Source organism: Halorubrum tibetense, assembly GCF_055396225.1.
On the sequence record NZ_AP043742.1, the window covers coordinates 2,678,984 to 2,695,842 of the forward strand.

14 protein-coding genes and 3 pseudogenes are annotated in these 16,859 nt (G+C 55.9%); 11 read left to right on the forward strand and 6 right to left on the reverse strand.

All coding sequences use genetic code 11. The features are described from left to right. Positions 1-352: 352 nt before the first annotated feature. Positions 353-784, reverse strand: coding sequence for a helix-turn-helix domain-containing protein (locus ACZ5TV_RS13230; protein WP_050022831.1), 432 nt, complete (start codon positions 782-784; stop codon positions 353-355). A 132-nt stretch (positions 785-916) separates the two neighbouring features. On the opposite strand from ACZ5TV_RS13230, the gene ACZ5TV_RS13235 reads away from it, so the two are divergent. Together ACZ5TV_RS13235 and ACZ5TV_RS13240 are read left to right on the forward strand one after the other, a co-directional pair. Beyond that, positions 917-1,492: a DUF8170 family protein gene (locus ACZ5TV_RS13235; protein WP_379778102.1), complete on the forward strand. Its 576-nt coding sequence runs from the start codon at positions 917-919 to the stop codon at positions 1,490-1,492. A 220-nt stretch (positions 1,493-1,712) separates the two neighbouring features. After that, positions 1,713-2,985 (forward strand): annotated as a pseudogene (locus ACZ5TV_RS13240) (IS4 family transposase). Between the two features lie 21 nt (positions 2,986-3,006). Here ACZ5TV_RS13240 and ACZ5TV_RS13245 read toward each other — a convergent pair. Further along, a complete protein-coding gene (locus ACZ5TV_RS13245; RefSeq protein ID WP_379778100.1) occupies positions 3,007-3,513 on the reverse strand; it encodes a DUF7970 domain-containing protein in 507 nt (168 codons plus the stop codon). Continuing rightward, positions 3,513-4,505 carry a ParA family protein gene (locus ACZ5TV_RS13250; protein WP_379778098.1) on the reverse strand — a complete coding sequence of 331 codons (993 nt, stop codon included), beginning with the start codon at positions 4,503-4,505 and terminating at the stop codon, positions 3,513-3,515. The genes ACZ5TV_RS13245 and ACZ5TV_RS13250 overlap by 1 nt, the downstream gene beginning before the upstream one ends. Positions 4,506-5,494: 989 nt before the next feature. On the opposite strand from ACZ5TV_RS13250, the gene nrdR reads away from it, so the two are divergent. The 3 genes from nrdR (at position 5,495) to ACZ5TV_RS13265 (ending at position 8,824) form a co-directional block, all read left to right on the forward strand. Continuing rightward, complete coding sequence (nrdR, locus tag ACZ5TV_RS13255; protein ID WP_128904686.1) at positions 5,495-5,983, forward strand: transcriptional regulator NrdR; 489 nt, start codon at positions 5,495-5,497, stop codon at positions 5,981-5,983. 133 nt (positions 5,984-6,116) lie between these two features. Continuing rightward, the gene (locus tag ACZ5TV_RS13260) at positions 6,117-7,127 is read left to right on the forward strand and encodes a ribonucleotide-diphosphate reductase subunit beta (RefSeq protein ID WP_379778096.1); all 1,011 of its coding nucleotides are present in this window, start codon (positions 6,117-6,119) and stop codon (positions 7,125-7,127) included. A gap of 2 nt (positions 7,128-7,129) precedes the next feature. Then, positions 7,130-8,824 carry a ribonucleoside-diphosphate reductase subunit alpha gene (locus ACZ5TV_RS13265; RefSeq protein WP_128904688.1) on the forward strand — a complete coding sequence of 565 codons (1,695 nt, stop codon included), beginning with the start codon at positions 7,130-7,132 and terminating at the stop codon, positions 8,822-8,824. Between the two features lie 50 nt (positions 8,825-8,874). On the opposite strand, the pseudogene ACZ5TV_RS13270 reads toward ACZ5TV_RS13265, so the two are convergent. Beyond that, positions 8,875-10,103 (reverse strand): annotated as a pseudogene (locus ACZ5TV_RS13270) (RNA-guided endonuclease InsQ/TnpB family protein). A 3-nt stretch (positions 10,104-10,106) separates the two neighbouring features. After that, complete coding sequence (locus ACZ5TV_RS13275; protein ID WP_209486872.1) at positions 10,107-10,256, reverse strand: DUF2080 family transposase-associated protein; 150 nt, start codon at positions 10,254-10,256, stop codon at positions 10,107-10,109. Positions 10,257-10,668: 412 nt separating this feature from the next. On the opposite strand from ACZ5TV_RS13275, the pseudogene ACZ5TV_RS13280 reads away from it, so the two are divergent. The 4 genes and pseudogenes from ACZ5TV_RS13280 (at position 10,669) to ACZ5TV_RS13295 (ending at position 14,469) form a co-directional block, all read left to right on the forward strand. Further along, positions 10,669-12,345, forward strand: a pseudogene (locus ACZ5TV_RS13280) (transposase). 284 nt (positions 12,346-12,629) lie between these two features. Continuing rightward, positions 12,630-12,998 (forward strand): UPF0175 family protein, encoded by a 369-nt coding sequence (locus ACZ5TV_RS13285; protein WP_007992717.1) that lies wholly within the window; start codon positions 12,630-12,632, stop codon positions 12,996-12,998. Then, a complete protein-coding gene (locus ACZ5TV_RS13290; protein ID WP_379778094.1) occupies positions 12,995-13,501 on the forward strand; it encodes a PIN domain-containing protein in 507 nt (168 codons plus the stop codon). The genes ACZ5TV_RS13285 and ACZ5TV_RS13290 overlap by 4 nt, the downstream gene beginning before the upstream one ends. Before the next feature lie 59 nt (positions 13,502-13,560). Then, positions 13,561-14,469, forward strand: a complete 909-nt coding sequence (locus ACZ5TV_RS13295) for a hypothetical protein (protein ID WP_209486870.1) — start codon at positions 13,561-13,563, stop codon at positions 14,467-14,469. A 15-nt stretch (positions 14,470-14,484) separates the two neighbouring features. Here ACZ5TV_RS13295 and ACZ5TV_RS13300 read toward each other — a convergent pair whose 3' ends face one another. After that, the gene (locus ACZ5TV_RS13300; RefSeq protein WP_209486868.1) at positions 14,485-14,844 is read right to left on the reverse strand and encodes a hypothetical protein; all 360 of its coding nucleotides are present in this window, start codon (positions 14,842-14,844) and stop codon (positions 14,485-14,487) included. A 107-nt stretch (positions 14,845-14,951) separates the two neighbouring features. On the opposite strand from ACZ5TV_RS13300, the gene ACZ5TV_RS13305 reads away from it, so the two are divergent. Continuing rightward, positions 14,952-15,923: a DUF7983 family protein gene (locus tag ACZ5TV_RS13305; RefSeq protein WP_379778091.1), complete on the forward strand. Its 972-nt coding sequence runs from the start codon at positions 14,952-14,954 to the stop codon at positions 15,921-15,923. Beyond that, entirely contained in the window at positions 15,920-16,804 is an 885-nt protein-coding gene (locus ACZ5TV_RS13310; protein WP_209486864.1) for a DUF7964 domain-containing protein, read from the forward strand. The genes ACZ5TV_RS13305 and ACZ5TV_RS13310 overlap by 4 nt, the downstream gene beginning before the upstream one ends. Positions 16,805-16,859: the final 55 nt, after the last annotated feature.

The following is a 16,859-nucleotide window of genomic DNA, read 5'->3' on the forward strand; positions in this document are numbered from 1 at the left end:
GGTGATACGCTGCTCCAGTTCTTCGATTTCAGCTTGGATCTCAGTTGTGTCTTCGTCAGCACCAGCGAAAGGTTCCGACCATACCTACCGATTCCGACCGCTCGGTGATAGGCGATCCGCTCTCGTTAACCAACATCTAGTGATGGGAACCGGTAGGTATTGGTTAAGACCGCTTCAACGTTGAGAGGGTCACAGCCTCGGAGGATGGAATTGATGCGTGCCTTCTGTTCGATTCGTCTGTTCTGAATCAAAATCGAGCTGATCTCTCGCGTCGGCTCTGCGCTGGTTCCGCTTCTGGAATATCCCAGACGTCGAGTTCTCTGACCGGCAGAACGTACGCCTTAGGTGGGTTTCAGTTTCGTCCGTTCGGTCGCTCGACACCCTCGGCGGCCGTGATTTCGTCTGTTTTCTCGACTTCGGCGAACAGTTCTCGGTACGCATCGGGCTCAAAGAGGTTGTTTCGGTCGAACAGCTCGCGGGCGGCGTCGGTCAACTGAAAGAACCGGTACGGCTGACCCCGTTCGAGCCCCTCACGATCCTGTTCGATGGCCTCGATCAGTCCCACTTCTTCCAGCCGGATGAGGTGGTCGGTGAGCGTCGACGCTGCGATACTCGGATTGTAGTATTCGAGTTCCTTCTTCGAGGGCGCGCCTTTCGGATGACCGACGATTGTCCCGATGATATTCGCACGGGTCGTGTCGTCGAGGACACTAAACGCTGCGATCGGATCGAGTCCGGCCGAACTCTCGGCTGGCGTGAGCGGGGTGGCGTCGGGCCGGGACATTGTGTCTCTGTGTTTCTCTCCCGATCGGATAACCATTTCGGTGAAACTCGAATTGATGCCCAAAGTGATTGCGTATTCCACTTCCAGTCGTATTTCCGTGCCGTTAGGTGGCGGTGGTGAATGAGGCCCAGTATGAACAACGACGACGCTACCCGTGCAGTCATCGATAAATTGGGTGAACAGCCGGGCGAGACGCTCACACCCGAACGGGTCGAGGCGATCCAGACCGCGATGCACGAGGACCTCGGACGATTCATTAACAACACGTCCTACTTTGTTCTCGGTTCCTACGATGAGGAGGAGCGGCCACGATTGGAGGCTGTTCGCGACCAACTCGCGATCGATGCCGCAGCTTCGAACTCCGATGATGGGGTCGACGCGTTCCTGATGGACGATATTCTGGACATCTCGGAGTTCTTCACGTCGAAATTCAAGCTACTGGTCAGCTATGCGGACCATATCGTGGGGGTGTACGAACATTCCCAAGGCGGGCACGCGTGGGAAGCGGGTTACATCGATCAGCCGACCTATCGAAAACGGACGTGGGCCTTCTATCGAACTTACGAGACTGAGGAGGAACAGTACGCGGCCTACGACGGGATGTTCGCACACTATCTCCTCTCGATGGAGCGCGTGGACCGTGCGTACACGTGGACGACGCCAAAGGAACTTCGTGATTGTGTGGCGGACGCCTACGCACCCGATTGATGCCGATTCAATCCAAAACTGACTCATCCTCGAAGACCGTGAATTCCCACAATCTTGATGGATAGATATTGATGCGTTCCTTTCATTCGACATTATCCATATTGTCCATCCGTCTTTAGTTAAGCGAGAAACCGCGTGATAGCGGCGGCTTATCGAGGCATCTTTCGAAACGAATGAGGAAGTCCAGCCTGTGCACGACAAGGACTCCTCATCTCGGATTATGCGTCGGCTCACTACACTGTTCCTCTGAGTTCCTCGAAGAGCACGCCGAGGAACTCGGCGTGGTCGAACGTGACCGCAAGCTCCAGATCCCTGCCCTCGTTTGGGCGTTCGTGTTCGGCTTCGCCGCAGGCGAAAGCCGAACACTCGCTGGGTTTAGACGCTGTTACAACTCTACTGCCGATGAGACGGTCTCTCCGGGCGGGTTCTATCAGCGGTTGACACCGACGCTTCCGGAGTACCTCCGCGACCTCGTCGAGACCGCGCTCGACGAGGTCGCTGTTCCTACCGCTGTTGACGCTGATCTCGACCGGTTTAGAGACGTGATGATCTCTGATGGAACGGTGTTGCGGTTACACGAATTTCTCTCAGATCAGTTCGAAGCCCGCCGCGAGGAGCAGGCTAGAGCGAAGCTCCACCTGCTCCACAATGCCACAGAGCAGACGATTGAACGGCTTGATAGTGCTAACTAGAAAACGCACGACAGCACCTTGTTCAAAACAGGGCTGTGGCTTGAGAATCGCCTCGTGCTGTTCGATCTCGCCTACTTCAAGTACCGCCGATTTGCGCTGATCGACGAGAACGACGGCTACTTTGTGAGTCGGCTGAAGCAGAGCGCGAATCCGCTGATTACGGGGGAGTTACGGGAATGGCGCGGCTGCGCCATTCCCTTAGAGGGCAAGCAGCTCCGAGCTGTTCTCGATGATCTTGACCGGAAATACATCGATGTGGAGGTCAGAGTCGAATTCAAACGGGGGCCGTACAATGGGACACAGTCGCTAGATACGAAGCGATTTCGCGTCGTCGGCGTCCTCGTCGCGGACGCCGACGACTACCACCTGTACATGACGAATTTAGCGAGGAAAGAGTTCTTTCCGGCGGATTTAGCGGAGATCTACCGCTGTCGGTGGGAAGTTGAGTTGCTGTTCCGGGAGCTGAAGACGCAGTACGAACTGGACGAGTTCGACACGAGTGAGGAACACGTGGTGAGGATCTTATTGTACGCGGCGCTGCTGTCGCTGCTTGTAAGCTGCGATCTGTTGGATCTAGTCACTGAGCAGGCGGATGATGGGCTTGTGTTTCCGACAGAGCGCTGGGCGGCGACCTTCCGGTCGCACGCCCAGCTCATTCTCCACGAACTCGGTGAGTTCCTCGGCTACTCACCACCGCCGCTCCTCGACCGGCTGATCGAAGACGCTCAAAAGATCCACAAGCAACGACCAATCTTACAAGAGACACTCGCTACCGCTACACAACCGAGGTGTGAGGCTTAAATAAAGACGGATGAACAGCCGCTAATCGAGTTCGCCGTACCCGTCTTCTCTCATCAGTTCTGCAACGGCTTCCACGTTGTCAAACGCCGCGAGAAGCGCATACTCACGGGCGTCCGTCTTCGCGATATCATCCGTCCCGAGCTCCGAAGCAAGCTGGCTTCGAAACTCCGCTTCTCGGGCAACGACCTCATCACGAGCGAAGAGCTCAAGCCGGTTGTCTCGTTCGTCCCCGACGTTATTTCGACGAACGAAGTACGGATACCGATGGCTACCTGTCTGGTGTGCTTCGGTATCACCGGCTGTCGAGGTGGTCGTTGTGCTCTCTTCGCTGGTACTGTTCGCATCATTCGCTCTTGGGGAAGTCTGGCCTTCGTCTTCTTCGGCTGAGGTGGCTACCTCGGGTTCCTGATCATCTGCCTCCTCGTTCGCAACATTACCGGCTTCTTCTGGTTCGTCATCTGTTTCTTCCTCCTCGCTGTCTCCGAAGTTGAGGTTTCCTGACCCGGATTTGAATGAATCGCCCCCCATTAGTTAGCCACCTCCGGTTCAGTCGTGAGGTCAGCCCGTATCGTCTCAGTCCCGTAGTCATCGATGTCTAGGACGAGCTCGTCGTTGACGTCGACATCGAACGTCTCTGTCGCTATGAACCCTGCCAGCTGCCAAAGCTTCTCCAACGTCTCGAGTTCACGGTCAGGCACTCTACGTTCTCCCTTCTCTGTGACCATCTCGCCATTCTCTTCGTAGGTCTTCCACCGCTCTTCAACGACTTTGAACGCAGAGCCACGGGCTTCCCACATGGCGTCCATCAGACTCTCTCGCGATCCGATCGAAACTGGCGTTGCGAAGGCGTCCGTATTTTCGAACTGATCGCGATACTGCTTGTGGGCGTTCGTCTGCCCGACTCCGGATGGGACCACACACGAAAGCCCGATTTCGATGTCCAGCGCAGTTTCCATGTTTCCGACCATCTCTTCGAGACCGTCGAGGCTGAGACTTCCCTTTCCAGCTGGCTTAACGGGCGCCACCAGTGTCCGAAGCGCGTAGATGGCATTGTAGAGGAGGTCTTCAGCCCGTGCGTTAGGATCGATGAGGACCGCGTCGTACTTTTCGTTCAACTGCTCTCGCTCCCAGAGGAGATTGTATAGGAGTTCGAAGCGTGGGTACTCTTCACGGGAGATCCCCTTCACCCCCGTTTCGTAGGAGATCTTCTGCTCAAGATTGGAGGTGAAGTCTCCTAGCATGTCGTGGCTCGGAATGACGTCGACGCCCTCCTCGGAGGTCTCGATGAGATCGTCAAAGTCGCCATCAGGCATTTCCAAAATGTGCTTTACGAGATTGTCTGCATCCGGGTCTCCACGATTCTCTCCAATATCGAAGAGTGAGGTGAGGTTGCCTGTCTGAGGGTCTAAGTCGATCACGAGGACATCAAGGCCCATCCGCTTGAGCGCGACTGCGAGATTCGCCGTCATGGTCGTTTTGTACGTCCCCCCGGACTCAGCGTAGATGGCGGTCGTTATCATACACCTGCTCATTTGCATGCCTGTTACATATATCTGTGTCAGACGATCGGGGCAGCAATCTGTAACAGATGTCTGTAATTTATATCTGTGATTTCCTCTGTAGTTCATGGCTAGTAGTGCTGATACCGTAGGATACTGCTCCTATGTCGCAATTATAGAGGTGTAAGAGTGTTCAACAAATTGTCTGTAGTAGCTATCTGTAATTTCTGTCTGTATAGTCCGTCTGGAATAGAAAACTACATTGCGAGTACTCGACCTAGGAATATGTCTGTGGCAATAATCTGTTACAGATATCTGCTACAGGTACCCGTTGCAGATATTTATAACAGAAATCTGGAGTAGGTCTTCACACGAAGTGCAGTAGGAAGTGATCCCAGTTAATCTCTGTAACAGATATACGTTACAGATGTATACCACAGACGCTAATCTGGAATGGGTGTGTGGACATCGATACGTAGAGGAGGTGATCTTAACTTCAGGAGGCCATCTAGTTCGCGGATACAGATACCCGTTACAGATGTCTCGTACAGATATTGGTGACTCTGAAGGAGAACCACAAATTTGGCCACACGTTCTCTTGGATCGCAGGAACCACATCTGGTTCTACCTGATCTCGAGACAGAACTGCGTCAAGCGTGATCATCTTGAAGTGGTCGACGTTTTGTGGAGTTTGAAGTATGGACTATGATCTCGCGTTCATCGACGTAATCGCTAAAGCACATCTGTGGTAGCTATACCTTTGCATCTAGGGAATTGCTAAGCAGACTGAGGGAAATACGCCACCGGTGGCGATCGGCACACAGTAGTTGAGATTGGTGTTCTCAATGCATATGATCCCAATCATCCACCCCACCAATCAATTTTAATTGTACTACATCAATTCTATTGAGGAAGTTTTATGTGACAGCCTTCACCACCAGATATTGCGGTCAAAATCGAGAGACACCACATATAGGGTTAAGATCTTAGAGGATTAAGCAGTGACAACTATGAACTGCCCGGACTGCGGGAACGAGCGAACACGCGTCATCGATACAGGGACCAGTGCCGACGGAACCTCCGTCCGACGGCGCCGCGAGTGTCAACGCTGTTCGTTCCGCTTTACGACCTACGAACGTCCGGAGTGGGAGTCCCTCCAAGTGAAAAAACGCGACGGAACCATCGAATCGTTCGACCGACAGAAACTCCGCGCAGGGATCGAGCGAGCCGTTGAGAAGCGGGATGTAACCGAGACAACAGTGACTGCTCTCGTCGACGATATCGAGAGCGAACTGCAAGGTCGAGAGGCACGTATCGTCTCTTCGAGTCTCATCGGCGAACTCGTTTCTGAGAACCTCCGCACGCTCGATAAGGTAGCCTACATTCGATTTGTCTCCGTTTACAAAGCATTCTCTGAGCCGCAGGAATTCCTGAGAGAACTTGATGCAGTCTTGGATGCAGAACTTGATGACTTCGAAGCCTCGAACAGCTCACTATGACACAAACATACGCAGATCAAACGAATGTTCGGTCAATTCTTGACCGGGCGAGCATGGCCCACGTCCAGACGTACAGAGAACGACGGAAACAGAAACCAACCAACAGAGGACGATTCCTCCGGAGTACGTGCCAATGACTGAAAACAAAACCACAGGCGGAGATCCGGAGACCGACATCTTCTCCGAACGAACGCAGCTCAAACCGTACGAGTACCCCGACGTCATCGAGTACAAAGACGCGATACGGAACAGCTACTGGGTTCACACGGAGTTCAACTTCTCGGGAGACGTGCAGGACTTCAAGGTCAACACGACTCCGGCCGAAAAGACCGTCATCAAGCGGACGATGCTGGCTATCGCGCAGATCGAGGTCCAGGTCAAGACCTTCTGGGCAGAAATCTACGACGAGATGCCCAAAGCGGAGGTTGGGAACGTCGGCATGACCTTCGCCGAGAGCGAGGTCAGACACATGGACGCGTACAGCCACCTCCTCGACATCCTGGGGATCACGGAGGACTTCGAGGAGGTGACCGACGTCCCCGCAATCGAGGAGCGGATCGACTACCTCGACGAGTACCTCGAGAGGAGCGAGAGCGACGACACACAGGAGTACGTGATGAGTCTCCTGCTGTTCTCCACGTTCGTCGAGCACGTCTCGCTGTTCTCGCAGTTCCTCATCATGACGAGCTTCGACAAACACGAAAAGAAGTTCAAGGGGATCGCGAACGCCGTCGAAGCGACCAGCAAGGAGGAGCAGATTCACGGACTGTTCGGTGTCGAACTCGTAGAGATGATTCGCGAGGAGAATCCGGATCTCTTCGACGAGGACTTCGAAGAAGAGGTCCAAGCGGCCTGTCAGCAGGCGTTTGAGGCAGAGATGAAGATACTGGACTGGATCTTCGGTGAGGGCGAACTAGAGTTTCTTCCCCGGGTGCACGTCGACGCGTTCCTGCGGGACCGGTTCAACCAGAGCCTCGAGAACGTCGGTGTCGAGCCGATATTCGACCCGGACGATGACCTGCTCGAGGAGACACGGTGGTTCGACGAGGACATCATGATGACGAAGGACAACGACTTCTTCAGCAAGCGGTCGACCACGTACAACAAACACGCACAGAGCATCACCGCGGAGGACATGTTCTAACGATGGCACAAACAGAACCAGCACTCGACGAGGTCAACCAGCAGCACGAGGAACCGTTCTACTGGCTGAACGAGGACAGCCGAGCGTTCCTCGACGAGGGGTACCTGATCGAGGGTGTCACGGCCGAGGAGCGTGTCAGGGAGATCGCGGAGCGGGCCGAGGAGATCCTGGACGACGACGGCTTCGCGGACAAGTTCTACGACTACATGAGTCGGGGCTTCTACAGCCTCGCGAGTCCGGTGTGGTCGAACTTCGGTCTGGACCGAGGCCTGCCCATCAGCTGCTTCGGTAGCTACATGGAGGACAACATGGAGAGCATCCTCTACACGCAGGCCGAAGTAGGCGAAATGACCAAGCTGGGCGGCGGGACCAGCGGGTACTTCGGCGAGATCCGGCCCCGAGGCAGCCCGATCACGAACAACGGCAAGAGCAACGGAAGCTACAGCTTCACCGAGCTGTTCGACACGATCATCAACGTCGTCAGCCAGGGCGAGACGCGGCGCGGCCAGTTCGCGGGGTACATAGACGTTGAACACGACGATCTGGACGAGTGGCTCAACATCAAGACCGAGGGCGACCCCGTACAGGACATCTACTACGGCGTCATCATCGGTGACGACTGGTTCCGGGCGATGGTCGACGGCGACGAGGAGAAGCGAGAGACGTGGGCAGAAATCATTGAGGCGCGGATCAACATCGGTGTCCCGTACATCATTTTCCGGGACAACATGAACGAAGGTAAGCCACAGGTCTACAAGGACAAGGGCTACGAAATCAATGCCTCCAACCTGTGTACCGAGATTGCACTGCCAGCCACGCCAGATGAGAGTTTCGTCTGTTGTCTCTCATCGATGAATGCGCTCCACTATGACGAGTGGAAGGATACCGACGCAGTGGAAACGCTGACGCGGTTCCTTGATACCGTCATGGAGGAGTTTATTCAAGAGGCGGAGGGGACGCAGTTCATGGATCGCCCGGTGCGGTTTGCGAAACGGCACAGGGCGATCGGCATCGGCGTCCTCGGCTGGCACAGCTACCTCCAGAGCGAGATGATTCCGTTCGACAGCATGGAGGCGATGGAGAAAAACGAGGCAATCTTCCGCACCATCAAGGAGCGAAGTTACGAGGAGAGTCGTCGGCTCGCCGACGAGTTCGGCGAGCCGGAGGTGCTCGAGGGCTACGGTCGCCGGAACGCGACGACGATGAGCGTGGCCCCGACGAAATCCAGCAGTGTCATCCTGGGGCAGGTCAGTCCGAGCATCGAACCGCTGAAATCGAATTACTTCGTCCGCGACGGTGCGAAGCTAAAATCGACGCAGAAGAACCGGTTCCTCGAGGCGATACTGAAACAGCGAGGCAGAGACGAACGCGAGGTCTGGGACAGCATCGCACAGAACGACGGGAGCGTGCAACACCTCGACTGCCTGACCGACGAGGAGAAGGAGGTGTTCAAGACCTTCGCCGAGATCCCACAGATGGCGATCATCAACCAGGCAGCGCAGCGGCAGAAACACATCGATCAGGCACAGAGCCTGAACGTCTCGATCGATCCGAGCGAAGTGAGCGTCAAGGAGATAAACCAGCTCTACATCGAGGCTTGGAAGAAAGGGGTGAAGAGTCTCTACTACCAACACAGCGTGAACGCCGCACAGAAGTTCAGCCGAGACATCCTCGAATGTAAGGCCTGTGAGAGCTGATCCCCCATCGGCCGGTATGATAGAGTGGTCCATGTGACTTCCTCCCCACCCTACTCGCTCGCCGCGCTCGCGGCTCGCTCCTTGAGGGTGGGGCTTCCTGTTTCCACGACGCGCTTTGCAGGAACCGAATGGGTCCCCGTAGGGAGCGCAGTCTCCGCAGGCGTTGATTCGGGACAGCCCGTCCCTACTTGCTTTAGACCGCGTACCAAGATGTTGTACGCCGCGTTCCAGTCCCGGTCGGCGGTGAACCCGCACGACGGGCACGAGTGTTCGCGGACCCAGAGCGGCTTGTCCGTCGAGATACCGCACGCCGCGCACTCCTTGGTCGTTCCCGCTGGTTCGACCGCCACGAAGTGCGTGCCTTCCCGCTCGCACTTGTATTCGAGCATCCGCAGGAACGTTCCCCACGCCGCCCCCGCGCGGTTTCGGGAGTTGCCGGGGAGTTCGACCAAGCCTTTCGCGTCCAAGTCTTCGACCGCCACGAGGTCGTACTCCCGGGCGTAGTAGTTCGAGAGCTTGTGGAGGAAATCGCGGCGCTTCCGGCGGAGGTCGGCGTGCCGCCGCGCGGCGGTCTTGCGCTGTTCCTCCCAGTTGTTCGAGCCGTGTTCTTTCCGCGAGAGGTTGCGTTGGGCGCGTTCCAGCCGCTCTCGCTCGTCGCGTAGGTCCGACGACTCGACCACCGTTCCGTCGGTGTCGTGGGCGTACTTCAGGATACCCACGTCGATACCCACTACGTCGGCCAACTCATCGGGTTTCGCAGGTGGGTCGTTCGGCGTTTCGACGCCGAGGGTGGCGAACCACTCGCCCGTCGGCTCTTGTTTCACCGTGACGGTCTTTATCTCGGCGTCGTCGGGGAGGTCGCGGTGGAAGGTGAGGGGTATCTCGCCAACCTTCGAGAGCCACAGCCGCGTCCGACCACTCGTGTTCTTGAGTTCGAAGCCGGATTGACTGTAGGTGAACGAGTGGTACTCTCCCGATCCCTTCCAGTTGAGCGTCCCGACGCGGTAGCCCTTCTCTTTGCGGCCGCGAAGCGTCGAGAGGTTGTCGTACAGTCGTTGCACGACTTTCTGTAGGACTTTCGAGTGGACTTGCTTGAGGTCGGTCCACCAGTCCTTGAGGTCCGGCAGGCGCTTCTGTTCCGAGTAGGACGACGTGTCGTCTACTCGTTGAGTCGGTGGAGAAAGTGGTTGTAGACCTGCCGGCAGGTATCGACGATCCACGCTAACCGTTCTTCGAGCGCGTCGGACGGTCGGAGTCGATACCTGTAGTTGTAGTTCATGGCCTATTCGTCGTCTTGGTCGGGTTCGGAAACGCGAATGATTTTCACATCAGCGCCGAGCCACCGTCGCGGGACGTAGACGTGTGCGCCGTTGCCGGTGGCGCGAACGTCGCCGTCTACGACTTCGTGGCCGTTGAGTTCGAACCGTTCCATAGACGATGTATAGACTTTGTAGGGACATGAAGATTCCGGACCGTTGGCCTGCGGGCCGAGTGTACCGGGTGTATGAACAGGCGATGACGGCGTTGACGAATCGCTCCGCGATTCGTTCGCACACCAGAAATCTTTGATTTCTGGGGACGCTGTATCCCCTCCCTACTCGCTCCCTCCGGTCGCTCGTTGAGGAAAGGGCCTTAGCGCCTATCTTCAGGTAAGTCAACCTGAACAAGGAAGAGAATTCCTTCGAGACGCAGGTGACCGAATACCAGAGCGGGGGTAGCCTCAATTGGTAACATCCGACCGCGTTCCGCATAGCAACGTGGTCCCCTAGCTGTCTTCGAAGCATGGCTGTACCTCCTGACCGAGGAGACCTTACAGCGTCTCTCGGACGGATTATTCTCGACTAATGTCATCAACAGAGCAATCGCGACAGGATGTCTTTCGGACTATCGCACAGTTACAGCACGTCGAGTGGCCTGCATACGGGTCGACACCACTATACGACCGGAGTTCAGTATCCGCTCTCCAATCGGACATTCGAACCGTCGCTAGAGTCTGGTTCGATCACGACGCCCACGAGTCGATTGCGGAGTTCATATGTCAGTATCCGCTGAAATACGTCGATTTCGAACCGCATGACGAATATTTTGGCTCTACGCGGTATCAGATGCCACAGTTGGTGCGGTTGTTCTTGCTCAAAGAGATTCACGGCTGGGACCACGAAACGGCACTTTTGACGTTCCTCCAACAGCGACCGGCACTTCGACGACACCTCGGTTTTGAGCGTATGCCGAATCAATCGACAGTATGGCGCAGTTGGCACGAGCGGTTCTCTGTCGACCTACGCGAGGCCGTCCAAACGGCAGCTCGAACGATCTTGATCAAGGCCCAGAAGGCGGGTATCGAGATTCCACGAGAACTAGAGCGGAAGCTCAGCTATCGGAACGATAATGAAGACGACTCAGTACCGGACGGTCGGACCGTTCTGGAGCGGGCAAAGAAAATCACCGACTACGTCAGTCGCATCATCTTCCCAGCATTCTCGCTGGATCGTGGAGACGGCTGTGAGATTCACGAGAACGCATACTGGAACTTACAAACGTATCTCGGACTTCGCGAGCGGCTGGCTGCGAACGAAGGAGCCCGCAGTTACATTCATGAGTCAACGCGGGATCGAACACCACTCGGACACGCCCACCGCAGCCACATTCGCGATCTCTCTATCGAGCAGACTCGCGAGATGTACCGACAGGCGATCCGGCACCTCATCGACGAGATTGCAGAGACAGAGGAGTTCTTCCGCGCAGGCATCGTCGCAATCAATATCACCGAAGCCGATCCTTTCGCCGGCGACAGGACCGGGCACGAGGACGAGATCATCGGGACAAAAGAGAACACCGAGGAGTACGCCTACCAATGGGCGACGGTCCAGTTGGTTGGCAATGCCGTCCCAATCGTGCTGGACGCGCGCCCCGTCCGAAAGGGGGAGACACGACTGGAAATCGTTGAGGATCTGCTTGACTCCGCCGAAGAGCTCGTTCACGTCGATAACGTCTTGATGGATCGGGAGTTCGATAGTCAGCACGTTCTGGAGATGATCAGTCAGCGTGGACTCTCGTACGTCGTTCCGAAGCGGATGCAGACCAGCGAGAAGGCTCAGGCGAAGCGATTGCTCCAGCGTGACCAGGACCGATACGAAACCGATCGCAAGCTCCATCTCGGCAAGAACGAATGGCACGAGACGACGCTGATCTACCGGCGGAAAGAGGACTCCGAGCACGACGATCACCGGCAGTACTCGGTGTTTATGACGAATCGAGGGAGCGGGCACCTCACAGAGTACGGCTACCGGTGGGAGATCGAGAGTGGGTACAAGTCGATCAAGCGGTTCATGGCCGCCACGACGTTGAAGCACTTCGGGTTGCGGTTCTTCTACTTCGCGTTCGCCTGTTTGTTGTACTCGATCTAGCGAGCGGTGGACCTGCTTGTGCAGGTCGAATTGACTGGAGAGTACGAGCATGCACCGATCGTGACGGCCGATAATACGCTGACGCTGCTGAAGAAGGAAACAGGAATCGGGTAATAAAGCCCTCAGCCTAGGTTAGCGCAGCATCTGAGTGGCAACACTGTCGGAAGTCGCCGAAATTCGGCTATGGTGTTATCAGTTCAACAAGAATGGCCGCTTGGAGAACGATCTGAGGTAGTTCCCGTTTACCGAATCGGTCAAATCTACGCATTACAGCCCCGCTATACCCGCTGTAGTCTCAACTTCCCAATGGGGTCAGTAGTTGAGACCGGCCTTCTCAATGCATATGGTATTCTGGCGTAGTTCATAAATAGTATGAAGACGTACTCTGGGATAGAACGATGGCACGAATCACCGGGTCATATCCAGACGACCTCGACCTCCTCATCGAGGGTGCTGTTGAGGCTGGTGTGTTTGGTGGCAAGAGCGATGCATTGCGAGAGTTCGTGCGTGAATACTTCGAGGACCACGAGAACGAACGTATTGCAGCTGCGGTGGCTCTCTACGAACGAGAGCGGATCACGCTCGGTGATGCTGCGAGACTCGCTGATGTCGACCGCTGGACAATGCGTGATATCCTCCGTGAGCACGGCGTCGAACTCCGTCTCGGACTCGTTGACGAAGACGACGCAGCCTATGAGGTAGAGGCAGCAAGCGAACTCGAATTCGGTGATGAGGATTCGGACGACGAGGAGTCACGTGCGAAATGACCGGTGATGATATTCCAGCGAACCCGAGCGTCCTGAACACGACTGTCCTCTCGAATTTTGCGTACATCGATCAGCTGTGGGTAGTTGCTGACCTCTCTGGAATCTGTACGGTACCAGTCGTTCGTGAGGAGCTCGAACACGGCGTTGATAACCACCCATATCTCCAGGAAGCACTCGATACGCTTGATAACGAAATCCCAGTCGCGACGATTTCGGATACTGTCGCAAACAGAGAAGCCGTTGTTGGTGGGCATCTTGATCCCGGGGAAGCACAGGCGTTCACCCTCGCCGACGCACACGACGGTCGACTGCTCACAGACGACGGAGATGCCCGGTTGTTTGCGAAAGACCAGGGCGTGACCGTTGTCGGGTCGGTCGGAGTTCTGTTGGCTGCAATCGATGCTGGAAAGATTGATGAAGCGACTGCTGACGTGTGGCTGTCGACCTGGATCGATGAAATTGGGTACTACATCCCGTATCGTACGATCTCGGAGTATCGATGACGGGCTTGATCGAAGTTCGAAACGCCTGATTAGTGTGACCGTGAACACGTCTATTACCAATGAGTGAAGCCGACAGACGGCTGTCCGAAGAGAGTGAACAACGGTTTCTTGACCTGTACGCCCACCTATTGGTGTATGTCAACGATCGATTCGATGTTATCGAAGAGATCGAAACAGTCGCTGACCTCGAACAGCACTATACTGACGAGCTTCTGCCGCTCCGAAACACGCTGTACAACGAGTCAACGACGGACCTGATAGGGGACTTCGTTGAACAGAACCCTGCTGACCTGTCGGAAGCTGATCTCGAGCAGGTCGCAGCATGGACGGACTTCATCACTGGGGAGTTCGTCGTCGTCCGCTATCGTGAAGACGACGCGATCTTCCTGGATTGGACAGAACCGCCGAAAACATACGCAGTCCGCCCAGCTCGGCTACCGTTCGCCGACCTGTGGGATGAATCCGCACTTCCAGTCCCGGTTTCGAGTGTCGCTCTGTTACCATTCGAGGATCAGATCGTCTACGACGGGTGGATCGGAATTAAGAATATCATTTTCGGGGGCTCGCTCAGTACTGACATTGACGACGAGTACGAAGAGGCCAAACATCGCTTCGGCATAATCGACTCGCTTCCAGCACCCGAGGAAGACGAAAAGACGGACGCCGAGGAGTTGCGCTTCTACATGAAGAACAAGCGTAACCGAGAGCGATACGCGTCGGAGATCGAGCATTTACGAGAGAAATCCGACGAATTGGAGCGGATTTACCACCAGGAGATGGGGAAGGCACGAGCCCGAAGCTTGGGTCGCGAACTGCGCGAGTTGGGACTCAATGAAGCCTATGTAGCCATTTACGATGATCGGATTATCACTAGTGCCCCCTCCGAATCCGAGGTTCGCAAGCTACTCGAAGAGATTATGCCCGCTGGGAAGGCTGACCACCCCTACATCTACCACTTCGATCCCTAAACGAGAGTCCACAGCCTACGACTGGAGTTGCGTGACAGTCGACGCGATTTCACTCTTGGTCGGTTCGCTTGAGAACTCAAACACGCTGTCCCCGACACCGAAGGCGTACCTCTGGTAGGAGACATCGACGTGAATCCAGCATTCGACATTGCTGTCTGTCGCCTCATACTCGGCTTCATCTGTATTCTCTCCGTGCTTCAGCACATCGAGCAGGTATTCTTCGATACGTGGCGCATTCGCGATTTGCAGGAGATGGTCGGCAGCGACGTTATCCAACACGTCTGCTGGGGTTCCGTATCCGTCGCCGACGAGATAGAACTCGCCATCGTACTCGTGTGACTCGATCTGAACACGGAGTGCGTACGTCTCAGCCATATCGGTAATTCCGAAGAGCCACGTATCAGACTGTCTGTTACAGAGACTGCCTGCCAGTGGCCGCGTCGTGAACAAGATTTAGTCGGAATGGCTCGCAACCACTGTATATGTCTTTCACCGCCAGCTGGCACACGCTTCTCGAGGAGGTTGACGACCTCCCCGAGAGTGCGACGCTCATTACGCCACTCTCCCATCGGCGATTTCGTATTACTGACGTACAGGACGCTCGCGTCATCATTCAGTTCGAAGACAGAGACGAGACGCGGCCGCTCCAGCGCGACCAGTTCGAAACGCTCTATCGCCGAATCGAGGACGCTCCGGACGGGTTTGATCTTGACCGTCTCCCGGCGGATGCCGATCCATACCCTGCGGTGTTGAGTGTCCATCCACGATTCGAGGTTGATGAGGACGCTGGCATCATCACACAATCAGAGGTCGCGACGGCGACGCAGGTGGTGGGCGCGGAACAGGAACCCACAGACCAAGAACGAACAGAACCCGACGGACTGGATGTCTACTCGGACGCGCTCCTCCTCATCGACGCACTCGAACGTCACGATGTGACAGATCTCCCTGAACTAGAGACGAACGCGTTGGTGAATCTTTACACACTGCTTTCGGATGTGCAGCGAGATGCCAATGATTTCCGCCAAGAGGTCGCGGATGTCCTCCTCGCTCGACTCCATCACGACCGTCCAGTGTCCGGGCAGTACGGCTCTGTCCAACGGACGAGTCGCCGCAACCGCTCGCTCAAAGACGACGAGCAGGTGCTGGAACGGCTCGAGAACGCTGGCATCGACCGTGAGCGTGTACTGAGCGTCGACCGCTCGAAAGTCGATGAAGCACTTGAAGTCACTACGCTCTCCGACTCCGATGTGTACGAGGTCGGAGAAAGCGAATACGTTCGCAAAGCGGAGGTCGATGAAGATGTGAAAGAATCCCGGCTCCAGGGGCTGAAGGACCGACTCGCTGCTAGCGAGGACGATGAGGCGAACCAGCTCCGAGCGGAGATCGAAGAGCTCGAACAGCGTATCGACGATCTCACCAGTTTCCGCACAGGTACGGAGATGCAAGGATGACTGCCTACCGCTTTCGCGTCAAGTTCGACCCCGATCCGACGTCACTGTGGCGGGATCTCGTTGTCGGCGCGGATAGAACTATCACCGAGTTTCAGTCGGCGATCAACCCTGCAGTCGGGCTTGACCAGGGCCACCTCTGGTTCGTCGGAGAGGGTGAAGACTACTGGGACAGCGCCGTCAAATACCAGTGCCCGCAAGAGTACGAGGAGTCGCTTGGTGGCGATCCGGTATTGCGTACGGAACGGATTGAGAATGCCGGTGAGGTGACGATCGGCGAGATGACCCGCCAGCTCGGTCTCGAACAGTACGATCGCATCTGCTATCTCTACGACTACGGTGATGAATGGCGGTTCTACGCCATCTTGAAGGAGGTTCTCAGTGATGAGTCGAGCGACAAAGAACCGGAGATCGTGAAAGAGAAAGGCGATCCTATCGACGACCAGTACGCCTCTCCGGGAACCACTGAAAGCGATCCGCCGCTCCCTGATCCACTCTATTCAGTGCTCCCTGAAACTGCGGTCCCCGTTGCGGATCTTCGTGAGTTGGAGAAGCGCGATGATATCGTCCACGTCATTCCACTACTCAGTCTCGAAACCGGGTTCGGGGCGGTTTGCGAGCGGTTTGCGATTCAGTTCGAGGATACGGGGTACGTCCTCGAAAACTTCCAGCTGGGGTGGCAGGTCGTTGAGGAAGTCGATGGGGTAGACAAGACGGAGGAAGAACTCCTCGCGGCCCTTGCGGACGCAGTACGTGAGTGGCACGCTGAAATCGCAGAGATATCAGGTGCCATGACGGGACAGCATTTCGGTGAAGAGACGGTTGAAGCGATGCACGTCGAATTGGAAGCAGAACTCGAACGGAAGGGATACGGCCACCTGTAGTCTGCTCTCTTGACTGTCCGTCGAAGAGAACGAGTTCTTGGCTGTGAAATGTCCA